A 12,870-nucleotide genomic window follows, 5' to 3' on the forward strand; every position below is an offset into this window, starting at 1 on the left:
GCTCAGGCCGCCGCGCGCTTCTTGTTGTAGACGTCGAACGCCACCGCGGCCAGCAGCACCAGGCCCTTGATGACCAGCTGCCAGTCGCTGCCGACGCCGAGCATCGACATGCCGTTGTTCATCACGCCCATCACCAGCGCTCCGACAATGGCGCCGACGACCGTACCGATACCGCCGCTGGCCGACGCGCCGCCGACGAACGCCGCGGCGATAGCGTCGAGCTCGAAGTTCTGTCCCGCCTTCGGAGTTGCCGCACCGAGCCTGGCCGCGAAGATGACGCCCGCCAGAGCCGCGAGCACGCCCATGTTCACGAAAACCCAGAACGTATTGGCCTTGGTGTTCACCCCGGAAAGTTGTGCGGCCTTCTCATTGCCGCCGACGGCGTAGATCCGGCGCCCGATCACCGAGCGGTTCATGACGAACGAATACAGCACGATCAACACGATCAAAATGACGCCGATGATCGGAATCCCGTTATAGGACGCCAATACGAAGCTGAATGCCAGGATGACCGCGCCGAGCGACGCCAACTTCGCGATGAACAGCGAGCGCGGTCCGGCAGGCAGGCCATAGGAGTAACGGCGCTGCCGCACCCGCCATTGCGACCACACCAGGGCTGCTACCGCGAGCACGCCGATGAGCAATGTCAAACCGTTCAGCTCGCCGACGCGCAGCCGGATGGCGATTCCGTTGAACCCGGCGAATTGAACGGCATGCAGCGGCAACCAATTCGGGAGGTAGCCGGCCGCGATATTCACGAAGCCCTGCGGGAACGGACCGATCGACTGGCCCTTCAGCACCAGTTGCGCCAGACCACGGAACAGCAGCATGCCGCCCAGGGTGACGATGAATGCCGGAATTTTGACGTAGGCGATCCAATATCCTTGCCACGCACCGATGGCCGCGCCCATCGCCACGGCCGCCAGCACGACCAGCGGCCACGGCCAGTGCCACTGCACGATGGCGATACCGGTCACCGCACCGACCAGCGCGCACAGTGATCCGACCGATAGGTCGATGTGCCCGTTGATGATCACCAGCATCATCCCGATGGCGAGCACCAGGATGTAGCCGTTCTGCAGGATGACATTCGTGACATTGAGCGGTGTCAAGAGGCTGACGCCGTCGGAAAGCTTTGCCGTGGTGAGGATTTGGAACAGCAGTGTGATCACCACGAGCGCCACGATCATGCCGTACTGGCGCACATTACCGCGCAGGGTGCGACGCAGGGCCGCGAGCGCACCGACCTGTTTCCGCTCGACGGCCTTCGCGATTACCTCGGCGGAGTCGTCGTCCTCGAGCTTGTCCAGCAACGTCATTCGGTTACCGCCTCGGCCGTGGCGGTTCCGCGTGTCATCAGTTTCATGACAGCCTCCTGTGTGGCTTCGTGTTTCGGGAGTTCCCCAGTAATGCGGCCCTGGCTCATCGCGTAGACGCGGTCACACAAGCCGAGTAGTTCCGGCAGTTCCGAGGAGATGATCAGCACGCCTTTTCCGGCTGCGGCGAGCTGCTGAACGATCAGATAGATCTCGTATTTGGCGCCGACGTCGATACCGCGGGTCGGCTCGTCGAGGATCAGCAGATCGGGTTCGGTGAAGATCCATTTGCCGAGCACGACCTTCTGCTGGTTCCCGCCGGAGAGATTGCCCACCTTCTGGAATACCGTCGGCGTCTTCACTGTCAGCCGGGTGCGCAGGCGCTCGGCTTCGACGATCTCGCGATGGGTATCGATGACGGTGTGCCGGGAGACCGCGGGAAGATTGGCGAGGGTCATATTGCGCCGGATGTCCTCATCGAGGATCAGTCCGTATTGCTTACGGTCCTCCGAGACATAGGCGATCCCCGCGCCGATAGCGTCATGCACCGACGAAACTTTCAGTACCGCACCGTCTTTGCGAATCGTGCCGCGAATATTGCGACCATACGACCGGCCGAAAACACTCATCGCCAACTCGGTGCGTCCGGCACCCATCAACCCGGCGATACCGACGATCTCACCGCGCCGCACATTCAGCGCCGCATCCCGCACGATCCGGCGATCGGCAATGGTCGGGTGGTCGACATTCCAATCGGCGATCTCGAAGAACACCTCGCCGATCTGCGGATCCTCCCGCGGCGGGAACCGATGGTCGAGATCGCGACCGACCATACCTTTGATGATGCGATCCTCGGTAACCTCCGCGGCCGCCGCATCCAGGGTCTCGATGGTCCGGCCGTCGCGCAGCACGGTGATCGAATCGGCAACTGCCAAAACCTCATTGAGCTTGTGCGAGATCAGGATCGAGGTGATGCCCTGTGCACGCAGTTGCCGCAGCAGCGCGAGCAGGCTCGCACTGTCGGTCTCGTTGAGTGCCGCGGTCGGTTCGTCGAGGATGAGCAATCGCACCTGTTTGGACAGCGCCTTGGCGATTTCCACGAGTTGCTGTTTACCGACGCCCAGAGCGGCGACCAGGGTTTCGGGATCCTCGACGAGACCGACCTGCCGCATGAGCAGCATCGCCTGCCTGTTGGTCTCGTGCCAGTCGACGGTCCAGCTGCGCAGCCGTTCATTGCCGAGAAAGATGTTCTCCGCGATCGAAAGCTGCGGCACCAGCGCCAATTCCTGGTGGATGATCGCGATACCCGCCGCCTCGCTGCCGCGAATATCCTTGAACGCCACATCGGTACCGTCCATGCGGATCTGTCCGCTGTAGGAGCCGTGCGGATAGACGCCGCTGACCACCTTCATGAGCGTGGATTTGCCCGCGCCGTTCTCGCCGACCAGCGCGTGGATCTCGCCGTCGGCCACCGCGAAATCCACCGCGTCCAACGCCTTCACACCCGGGAATTCCATGGTGATTCCGCGCATTTCGAGAATGTGCTTTGTCATGGGCAGTGTCCTTTTCTGCATGCCCGAGGGGCCCTCCGTGGTTACGCAGGCCGCCGCCTCCGGGCCCTGACTCGGCCATGCGGGCAGCCCTTTCCTGGTCGTCAGGCGAAGTCGCGCTCGGAGTAGTAGCCGGAGTCGATGAGCACCTTCCGGTAGTTGTCCTTATCGACCGAGACGGGCTGCAGCAGATACGACGGCACCTTCTTGGCGCCGTTGTCGTAGGAAGTGGTGTCATTGGTTTCCGGCGTGCCGCTGGTGAGGATCGCATGGACCATCTGCACGGCGCGTTTGGCGAGGTCGCGGGTGTCCTTGAACACGGTCATGGTCTGCTCGCCGGCGATGATCGACTTCACCGACGCCTTCTCGGCGTCCTGACCGGTGACGACCGGCATCTTCTTATCGCCCCTGCCGTAACCGACCGCCTTGAGGGCCGAGACGATGCCGATGCTGAGGCCGTCGTAGGGGGACAGCACGGCATCGATATTCGTGGTGGAGTAATTGGCGCTGAGCAGGTTCTCCATCCGGGACTGGGCGGTTGCGCCGTCCCAGCGCAGGGTGGTCACCTGATCGACGGCGGTTTGTCCGGAGCGCACGACCAGCTTGCCGGAGTCGAGATAGGGCCGGATCACCGACATGGCGCCGTTGAAGAAGTAGTAGGTGTTGTTGTCATCGGGAGAACCGGCGAACAGTTCGATCGAGAACGGGCCCTTACCATCCCGCAGGCCGAGTCGGTCGGCGATGTAATTCGCTTCCAGCACACCGACTTTGAAGTTATCGAAGGTGGCGTAATAGTCGACATTCGCGGTGTCGCGAATGAGTCGGTCGTAGGCGATCACCGCAATCTTGTTCGTCTTGGCCTGCTGCAGTACGCCGGTGAGCGATTTGTTGTCGATCGCCGCGATCACCAAGGCTTTGACGCCACGGGTGATCATGTTCTCGATCTGCGAAACCTGCGTTTCGATGACGTCCTCGGCGTACTGCAGATCGGTGTCGTAGCCGAGGTCCTTGAATTGTTTGACGATATTGTTACCGTCGGCGACCCAGCGTTCGGAGGATTTCGTCGGCATGGCGATGCCGATCATGCCGCCGGTCGCGGACGAACTCCCGCTGTCCTCAACGGAACACGCGGCGGCGGCCAACAGTGCGGCGACACCGGCGGCGCCGGCGAAGAGTCCGCGTCGGTTGATGGTGGGCATGGCACAACTCCTTGACTAGACCTGGACGAACTCGATGCCGGCGAGCTGACAGAAGACCTGCCAGTCGGCGGCGTGCTGGCCGATATTCATGACCTGGTGGTGCGGTCCGCCGGCGGTGAGCCAGCCATCCATGCAGGCACGCACGCCGCTCGCGGGCCGGAACTGGCCGTAGGGCATCTCCAGCGCGGGCAGTTGCTGACTGTCGAGCACCTCGCCCTCGGCCACCACCATTCGGAATTTTTCGCCGCCGAGCGAAACCAGACAGGCCAGCGTCGCGGGCCCCGGCTGGTAGCGGAACACGAAGGTCGGCGGTTCGTCGAGCTTGCCGATGCCGAGCTCGCGCCGGATCAGCCGGACCGGCTCGTCGGTGCGCGCGATGCGCCAATTCCCTTCGCCCATATGGCTCATCAGGATCGAGTCGGAGGGGAAGTCCATCGCGTACATCTCGGTGAAATGGCCGTCACCGATCAGCTGATGTCCCGCGTACACCATGGCGGCGGCCATCGCGTCGCCTTCCGCGCCATAGCCGTAGCCCTTGGCCATCAGGCTCGATGCTGCGGCCAGCGGCAGCCGCTGGAACCGGCCGTCCTCGCCGATCGCATCGAAATGCGTCGAGTACGCACCGTAGCCGCGGTCGGTGAGAATGCGTTCGATGGCGATTTGCATCCGGGCGTGGTCTTCGCGTTCCGCGTCGGTCAGTGCCGGATCGATCGCGAATTCCCCGTCCTCCCAGGCCATCAGCGCCGCCACCTCGTCATCGGTAACCGCCTGGCTGCCGCGGTAGAGGTCGCCCGGCGCCACGAAGCTGATCTCCGGGCCGAGCGCCCGCAATAGGGCGTTCTCGTCGACGCGTATATCGCCCATATCGTTCATGGCATAGCCGAATACGCCGACCTTCAGCGACCGCCATGCGGTGACGGCTCGCGCGGCCCGCGCCCAACGGTCGACGCGCGCGGCGAATTCCGCGCTTCTCCAGTCGTCGGTAACCACCGTGAACGGACGCTCGGCGCGGACCATCGCATTCGCGGTGTCCTGGGCTCCGTGGATGCCCTGGTTGTAGGTCATATCCGCCATATCCCAGGCGGGGGTGACGTTCGGCTCGGGCTGAATATTGGCCAGTAGCACCGGAAGTCGGTTCTCGTTGAACAACCGGGCCACCCGCATCGCCGGGCCGTAGGTGAGCATCACCACCATGACGCCGTCGAGATCGGCATTGACGAATTCGCGCATGACCGCCTCGGCGTCACGCCGATCCTTGACCGGGCGTCCGACTGTCCAGTCGGCGAGATCGGCGAGTTGTTCGGCGATGTCGTGGGCGTAGCGGTCCTGGCGCTCGGCGATGCCCGGGATCATGTCGTCGTAGAGGGCCTGCATGATGCCGAGTAGGCCGATGCGTGGTTTCGGGTTCATCGAGGACGTACTCCTTTGTCGGCGGCCGGAATTCAGTGCTGGCCGTATACGTTCTGGTAGCGGTCGTGCAGGCTGTCCACATCGGCCTGCGCGATGGTGACCGGTTCACCGAGCTGGCGCGCGATATGCACGGTGCGAGCCACGTCCTCGCACATGACGGCCGCCTTGACCGCGGCACGCGCGTCGTGCCCGACCGCGAAGACGCCGTGATTGCGCATCAGGACGGCGGGGGAGCGGTGGCCCGACAGCGTCGCGACCACACCTCGGCCGATATCGTCGTTGCCGATCAGTGCGAAGGGGCCGACCGGAATTTCGCCGCCGAACTCATCGGCCATCGCGGTCAGGGCGCACGGAATCGGTTCCGCGCGTGCGGCCCACGCGCTCGCATAGGTCGAATGCGTATGCACCACGCCGCCCACCTCGGGCATCGCTCGATAGATATAGGCGTGCGCGGCGGTATCGCTCGACGGTGCCAGATCGCCTTCGACCAGCTTGCCGTCGAAATCGCAGACCACCATCGAATTCGGGGTGAGTTCGTCATAGGACACCCCGCTCGGCTTGATGACCAGCAATTCCTCGCCGGGTACCCGGGCGGAGACATTGCCCGCGGTCCACACCACCAGACCCCAGCGCAGTAGTTCTCGATGCAGATCGACCAGCTGCTCGCGCAGGACGGTAATAGCGGCCGCGGCCGTTCGCTCACTCATGCGGTAGCGACTTCCCTTCGTGCGTCGTTGCGGATACGCCGCAGCCGGTGCAACACCTCGGTGCCGCCGTGGCCGAAATGGTCGTGTAGGGCTTGGTATTCGGCGTAGATGGCGTCGTAGGCGGCGGCGCGGTCGGGATCGGGGAGGTAGGCGTTGCGGTTCGACCGGCCCATCGCCTTGGCGGCGGCACGAACATCCGGGTAGGCCCCGGCGGCGACAGCGGCATGGATGGCCGAGCCGAGCGCCGGGCCCTGATCCGAGCCGATGATCGACAGCGGTAACCGCGTCACATCGGCATAGATCTGCATCAGCAACGAGTTCTTCAGCAGGCCACCGGCAATCACCAGTTCGCGAACGGGAACACCTGCGGCATTGAAGGTTTCGATGATGGTGCGGGTGCCGAAGGCGGTGGCCTCCAGCAATGCGCGATAGATGTCCTCGGGTTTCGTCGCAAGTGTGAGGCCGACCAGCACCCCGGACAGATCATGGTCGACGAGCACCGAGCGATTTCCGTTGTGCCAGTCCAATGCGACCAGCCCGTGTTCACCGACTCGCTGCCGCTGCGCCAGCTCACTCAGATAGGCGTGGGCGTCCATGCCGCGCGCGGCAGCCTCGGTGTGATAGCGCCCCGGCAGCGACGAGTCGACATACCACGCGAAAATATCGCCGACCCCACTTTGCCCCGCCTCGTAACCCCAACTGCCACTGATGATTCCGCCATCCACCACGCCGCACATTCCAAGGACCTCAGCGAGGTGGTCACTGTTCATGACGTGGCAGGTGGACGTGCCCATGACCGCGAGCAGTTGCCCATTCTCGACAGCCCGCGCAGCGGGCGCGGTGACATGCGCATCGACGTTGCCCACCGCGACCGCGATCCCAGGCCGCAGCCCCGTCCATCCCGCTGCCCGCTCGGTCAGGCCTCCGGCACGGCCCCCGAGCGGGGACAGCGGGTGGACCAGCTTGCCGACAGCGAAGTCGGCGAAGTCCCGATTCAGCGCAGCCAGGTAGTCGCTGCTCGGCCAACTACCGTCCTGGTGAATTCCCTTGTAACCAGCCGTACAGACGTTGCGGGTCTCCCTGCCGCACAGCTGCCAGACAATCCAGTCCGCAGCCTCGATGAAGCGCTCGGCCCTGGCATAGATTTCGGGATCCTCTTCCAACATCTGCAGCGCCTTGGCGAACTCCCACTCCGCCGAGATCTTGCCGCCATACCGATTGATCCACGGTTCGGCCCGTTCATGGGCGAGGGTGTTGATCCGATCCGCCTGTGCTTGTGCCGCATGGTGTTTCCACAACTTCGGATAGGCATGCGGACGCCCCGCGAACTCCGGCACCCGACACAGCGGCGTCCCATCGGCAAGTGTGGGCAGCACCGTACACGCCGTGAAATCGGTAGCGATCCCAATGACATCGCCGGGGTCGACCCCCGCCTCGGCCAGCGCCTCCGGCACCGCCGCCCGCAAGACGTCGAGATAATCCTCGGGATCCTGCAACGCCCAATCCGGCGGCAGCTCAGCGCCCGTCACAGGCAGCACTCGATCGATGACCCCATGCCGGTATTCGCTTACCGCACTACCGAACTCGGCCCCGTCCCGCACCCTGACAACAAGTGCCCGCCCGGACAACGTCCCGAAGTCGACACCGACCACATACTCGTCCGCCACTGTGACGCTCCTAACAATGTTAACGCAAACATTGTTAGCGCGAACATTTGCCCCGTGTCAAGGAGTTGCGCGTTTGGTAAATTGTGATCGCTCACGTCGATGCGTGTCACGACCTCCACGGTTTGGCGATGGAGTTCTCACGACATGGGCGGACCGGCTGGGTTGGCGTCATGACGACCGGGGTCTCGCGAGCGAGGCATTCCTGCGTGCATGTCACGACCGGGCGCCAGAGGCAGCCGGGCCGGTTCGTGTCGGAGAATCCCTTGCCCGATGGCCGAACGACGTATCAGCTCGTTGTCCGGCAGTCTGATTGGCTTCTGCATGTCGCCGGTTGTTCAGTGGCCTTCAGAGGAGAGAAACTCCAGCCGGTTGCCGTCGCCATCGCGCGTGTGAAAGCGGCGGCGTCCAGGGATCTCGGCCGGATCGGCCCACTCGACCGGAAACCCAGCGGACACAAGGGTACCGGCTGTTGCGTCAATATCGACGACGAACGCCGGGTGAGCTCTATGTGCGGGGCGGAAGTCCTGCTCGACACCCACGTGCAACTCTCCGTCGGGCCCACTGAGCCCGGGGACTTGGAACCAGCAGCCACCGCGAGCCGCCAGCAGCGGTGGTTTCGGTAGTTCTGTCCATCCGAGAACCCCCTCGTAGAAGGCTCGCTGACGATCCTCGCTGCCCGCCGGGCACCCCACCTGCACATGATGAATCGTGCCGCCAGCCTATGCGGCCACTCGATCAGTCATTGACGCGCAAAGTGGATGGAAGACTGAGCGAAGTGTTTGTCGAGCAGGTTGTGCCAGTGTCCGCGGATCCCGCGGTGACGCTCTTTGTCGCACACTCCGCCGGTCCGGCGCGGCGAACACTGTTGGTTATCCACGGTGGACCGGACTGGGATCACAGCTATCTGCGCGAACCGCTCGTCGAGTTGGCAGGGACGCATCGGCTGATACTGCCGGATCTGCGCGGCTGCGGCCGATCCACCCAGGGACTTCGAGACGACGAATACACCCCGGACACTGTTGTCGGGGATCTGACGGCGCTGCTCGATGCATACGGTGTCGCCCGAGCCGACGTGCTGGGGTTCTCATACGGCGGCCTGATCGCCCAACGTCTCGCCTTGGATGCACCTGACCGGGTACGACGGCTGATCATTGCGTCCAGCAGCGTCCTGCCGGTGCCCGCAGACGCCTTCGCCGGATGGCAGGTTCGGGAAGAGCGTCGCGCCAGGGAGGCGCAAGTGTGGTCCGAGAGCTCGTTGGCCGGTGCCGGCCTTACCCGCGCAGCAGCCATCGCCGGAGCCTCGGCAAATATCTGGCGGCCAGCAGCCCTACCCGACTACCTGCGGCGTCTCGCGGCCATCCGGTTCTCCGCCGAATGGATGCGGCCCATGGTGGCAGGCGCATTGCCCTCGCCCCGATACGAGAACGCGGCGCGGCGACTGGCCGAACTCGACGTGCCGTTGTTACTGCTACACGGCCGGCAAGACATGATCTTCCCCGCGACACTCACCACCGAGGCGGCTGCCCTGATTCCCTCCGCACGGCCGGTGGTGATCGACGAGGCAGGCCACATGGCGCACATCGATCAGCCAGACCAGTGGCTCGGCGCAGTCCGCGAATTCCTGAGGTGACCGCTACTGGCATGCCGACGAACAACCCCATTTTTCTTCGACATCGTGCCCGCGGATGGCGCCGACCTTGCTGGCGGGGCAGGCCCGTCGCTGTTCGGACGCAGGAGGATTCGATTCCCCGATAGCGGGTGTGTAGCCCAAACAAGTCGGCCACCTACGTTGCGTGGTCGCCAGCTTTCTGGGCAAACTACAGTTGCTTCTCGAGTGCACGGGCGAGGTCGGTCGCCGCGGAAAAACCGCAATGGCCGGAGTCGACCGTGCGAACTAACGTGCGGCGGCCGTGGCCGGTGTGGGAACGGCGTCGGTGCGATCTTGCTTACCCAACTGCGGGTAGGTCGGATACTCGATGCCCGAGATGTACTGCACCGTCCGCACTACCTGGCACGAATAGCCGAATTCGTTGTCATACCAGAGGTAAAGGATCGCGGTGTCGCCGTCGACAATGGTGGCGTTGGCGTCGACGATGGATGCCGCGCGGGAGCCGATGAAGTCGCTCGAAACCACGTCGGTGGCCGCGGTGTAATCCAGGTTGCGGCTCAATGGTCCAGCCAGTGACACCTGACGCAGGTACTCGAGCACTTCGCTCTTCGTGACCTCGCGCTCGAGTTGCAGGTTCAGGATCGCGACCGAAACGTCCGGTGTAGGAACGCGAATCGAGTTGCCGGTGATCTTCGCCTTGAAGTCCGGCATCGCCTTCGCGACCGCGGATGCGGCGCCGGTTTCGGTGAGCACGAGGTTGAACGGGGCGGAGCGCCCGCGCCGGTCGGCCTTGTGGAAGTTGTCCAGCAGGTTCTGATCGTTGGTGAACGAATGCACAGTCTCCACGTGACCGCGCACAATGCCGTACTCGTCATCCATCGCCTTGAGTGGTGGCACGATCGCGTTGGTCGTGCACGAAGCGCACGAGTAGATCTGTTCCGACAGATCGAGGTCGCGGTGGTTGACGCCGTGCACGATATTCGGGACGTCGCCCTTGCCGGGCGCGGTGAGCACGACCTTCGCGATGCCGGGCCGCAGGTGCTGCGACAGGCCGTTACGGTCACGCCACTTGCCGGTGTTGTCGATCAGGATCGCCTCGTTGATCCCGAACGCGGGGTAGTCGATCGTCGTCGGATCATCGCTGTAGATGAACTTGATGACGTTGCCGTTCGCGATGATCGTGTCGTTCTCGGCGTCGACCTTGATCGTTCCATTGAACTGCCCGTGTACCGAATCCCGTCGCAACAGCGACGCCCGCTTGGCCAGATCACCCTCGCCACCCTTGCGTACCACCACGGCCCGCAGGTTCAGCCCGTTGCCGGACCCGACCTTCTCGATGAGCAGCCGAGCGACCAGACGACCGATCCGCCCGAAGCCGTACAACACCACGTCGCGTGGGCCCTGCGCCTCGGCCTTATTGCCGTCGGTGACATCGGCCAGCACCGTGCCGGTGAACTCCGGAATCGACAGCCCGCGACCATCGGTGCGATAGGCCATCACCAACCGGCCGAGGTCGATCTTGCACGGCCCCAGGTCCAAGTTGCTGAGCACTTCGAGGAATGGCAGCGTCTCCTCGATCGACAGTTCCTCACCCTCGATCTGCCGCGCGAACCGGTGCGTCCGCAGAATGCTGATCACCGATTTGTTCACCAGCGACCGGCTGTGCAGGAGGATGGTGACCCCCTTTTCTCGGTACAGCCTGCCAATGATCGGAATCATCGCCTCCGCCGAAGCCTCGTGAGCGTTCCAGCGGTCAAGACGGTCGGTAGTCAACACAAGCCCCTCGGCGTTTCCTCGATCTGTACGAAGATCGATGCTATCCGTGGCCGCGCTATCACAAGGCCCCGCTACCCCGCTGTGAGGTCGGCATCCGTCAAGAAGCGGACATGAAGGGCGTACGCCGCGAGTGGGCGGTGATCGCCACGTTCGCGGGTCTGATGGAGATTGTGACCTGCTGAACCTGCATGCAATACCGAGCGTTGCGGATACCGGCGGGCCACCGTTCGGATGGATCAGGATCTCGAATTGCCGTGACACAGTCCGGAGCTACGACGATGGGGTGTCGGCCAAGGTCGTGAATGTCACACCGGCGCGTTCGTCCGAGGCGGGTTTCACGGCACGCCACAATGCCGACTCGCCCGAGTATCGCGGGTGCACGGGGTGGGGGCCCCTGCATACTGTCGAACCGGTCCAGCCGATTCATCGGCACGACTGCCATGCGCAGGCACCGATGTGACCAGTGTCAACACTGATGTGCGATCCTTGACGTATGAGCTCAGTCGGGCCCTCCAGGAATCGGCAAAAGCCCTACCACCACGGTTCGTTGCGAACGGCTCTGGTGGACGCGGGCGTCGCGTTGGCACGGGAGGGCGGACCGGACCGAGTGATCCTGCGGGAGGCGGCGCGGGTGGCCGGGGTATCGCACTCGGCCGCCTATCGCCACTTCGCCGACCGCGAGGCACTGCTCGCGGATGTATCGCGCTCTGCGCGTAGCGAACTGGCCGCGCAGATGCGTCGAGGCGTGGACAGCGCTGCCGATCCCGTCTTGCGGCTCGGCGCCGTGGGGACCGCGTACATCGACTTCGCGTTGACCGAACCCGGATTGTTTCGCACCGCCTTCTATTCGCACCCCCCGGCCGACACCAACAGCCGGGACTCACAGCCCGCCGAAGAGGTCGAGTCGCCACCGGAGAGTGCCGAACCATTCGAAATCCTCAATCAGGTTCTCGACGAGGCACAGGCGGCCGGCCTGCTGGACTCGAACCGAAGGCCTGGGGCCGCTATCGCCGCTTGGTCGGCCGTCCACGGCCTGGCAGGTCTGCTCGTCGACGGGCCCTTGCCCACGACCCGGGCCGACATCGATTTCGCGCTCGAGCAGGTGCTGGGGCTCGTGGCACGCGGCCTGCTACAGCTGCCGGATGGCGCACCCAATGGAAAGGCGTGAGCGTCGAATCGATCGCTGAGTAGGCCTAGGGCGCGGTGGCGCGATTTCTCCCGCTCGCGGTATCGGCCACCGATGTGCACGTAGCGCGCAATCGCTCTGCCGAAATCCTGCCGCGATGAACACATTCCGTCCGCCACGCCTGCCGGACGGCCGATGCGTTTCGTCCTTCAGTCGCGACGTTCCAGGAGTTCCTGATATTGATCGGTGCTGGACGGGGGCCTACCGGTCGGCACCCGGGCATAGGAATCGGTTCACTGTCGGACCGGCCTTTATGCAATCTGGCCTGGCCTCCGAGTGGTGTTGGACGGCCGGATTCACGAAGTTGATCGTATGGCTCAGAGGTACGCTGAAGTTGCTACAGGTTTGTTGGCGGATTTCTGGACACGATCCGCGCACTCGCACCGGTTGCGGGGCAGTGCCCGGCCGCGTACTTGCCGGCATGAGCATGGGCTGGGAAATTCGCGCGCC

At 64.0% G+C, this 12,870-nt stretch carries 10 protein-coding genes; 2 read left to right on the top strand and 8 right to left on the bottom strand.

Annotation, left to right across the window (positions count from 1 at the left end):
• Positions 1-2: 2 nt before the first annotated feature.
• The 7 genes from mmsB to ACIBI6_RS30040 all read right to left on the bottom strand — a co-directional run bounded on the left by mmsB (position 3) and on the right by ACIBI6_RS30040 (position 8,547).
• A complete protein-coding gene (mmsB, locus tag ACIBI6_RS30010) occupies positions 3-1,319 on the bottom strand; it encodes a multiple monosaccharide ABC transporter permease (protein ID WP_364345510.1) in 1,317 nt (438 codons plus the stop codon).
• The gene (mmsA, locus tag ACIBI6_RS30015; RefSeq protein ID WP_364345508.1) at positions 1,316-2,869 is read right to left on the bottom strand and encodes a multiple monosaccharide ABC transporter ATP-binding protein; all 1,554 of its coding nucleotides are present in this window, start codon (positions 2,867-2,869) and stop codon (positions 1,316-1,318) included. The genes mmsB and mmsA overlap by 4 nt, the downstream gene beginning before the upstream one ends.
• Before the next feature lie 101 nt (positions 2,870-2,970).
• Complete coding sequence (gene chvE / locus ACIBI6_RS30020) at positions 2,971-4,065, bottom strand: multiple monosaccharide ABC transporter substrate-binding protein (protein ID WP_396958586.1); 1,095 nt, start codon at positions 4,063-4,065, stop codon at positions 2,971-2,973.
• Between the two features lie 15 nt (positions 4,066-4,080).
• The gene (locus tag ACIBI6_RS30025; protein ID WP_364345503.1) at positions 4,081-5,475 is read right to left on the bottom strand and encodes an L-fucose/L-arabinose isomerase family protein; all 1,395 of its coding nucleotides are present in this window, start codon (positions 5,473-5,475) and stop codon (positions 4,081-4,083) included.
• Positions 5,476-5,507: 32 nt separating this feature from the next.
• Positions 5,508-6,182 carry an L-ribulose-5-phosphate 4-epimerase gene (locus ACIBI6_RS30030; RefSeq protein ID WP_396958587.1) on the bottom strand — a complete coding sequence of 225 codons (675 nt, stop codon included), beginning with the start codon at positions 6,180-6,182 and terminating at the stop codon, positions 5,508-5,510.
• Positions 6,179-7,849 (bottom strand): ribulokinase, encoded by a 1,671-nt coding sequence (araB, locus tag ACIBI6_RS30035; protein WP_396958588.1) that lies wholly within the window; start codon positions 7,847-7,849, stop codon positions 6,179-6,181. Before araB ends, ACIBI6_RS30030 begins: the two co-directional genes overlap by 4 nt.
• A 335-nt stretch (positions 7,850-8,184) precedes the next feature.
• Complete coding sequence (locus tag ACIBI6_RS30040) at positions 8,185-8,547, bottom strand: VOC family protein (protein ID WP_396958589.1); 363 nt, start codon at positions 8,545-8,547, stop codon at positions 8,185-8,187.
• Between the two features lie 101 nt (positions 8,548-8,648).
• Between ACIBI6_RS30040 and ACIBI6_RS30045 the strand changes: the two genes are divergently transcribed.
• The gene (locus tag ACIBI6_RS30045) at positions 8,649-9,479 is read left to right on the top strand and encodes an alpha/beta fold hydrolase (protein ID WP_396958590.1); all 831 of its coding nucleotides are present in this window, start codon (positions 8,649-8,651) and stop codon (positions 9,477-9,479) included.
• 264 nt (positions 9,480-9,743) lie between these two features.
• Here the strand turns inward: ACIBI6_RS30045 and ACIBI6_RS30050 are convergent, their stop codons facing one another.
• Positions 9,744-11,231: a glyceraldehyde-3-phosphate dehydrogenase gene (locus tag ACIBI6_RS30050; protein WP_396958591.1), complete on the bottom strand. Its 1,488-nt coding sequence runs from the start codon at positions 11,229-11,231 to the stop codon at positions 9,744-9,746.
• A gap of 496 nt (positions 11,232-11,727) precedes the next feature.
• On the opposite strand from ACIBI6_RS30050, the gene ACIBI6_RS30055 reads away from it, so the two are divergent.
• Entirely contained in the window at positions 11,728-12,402 is a 675-nt protein-coding gene (locus ACIBI6_RS30055) for a TetR/AcrR family transcriptional regulator (protein WP_396958592.1), read from the top strand.
• Positions 12,403-12,870: the final 468 nt, after the last annotated feature.

It is taken from the genome of Nocardia sp. NPDC050412 (assembly GCF_044458825.1).
Taxonomy (GTDB): Bacteria; Actinomycetota; Actinomycetes; order Mycobacteriales; family Mycobacteriaceae; genus Nocardia.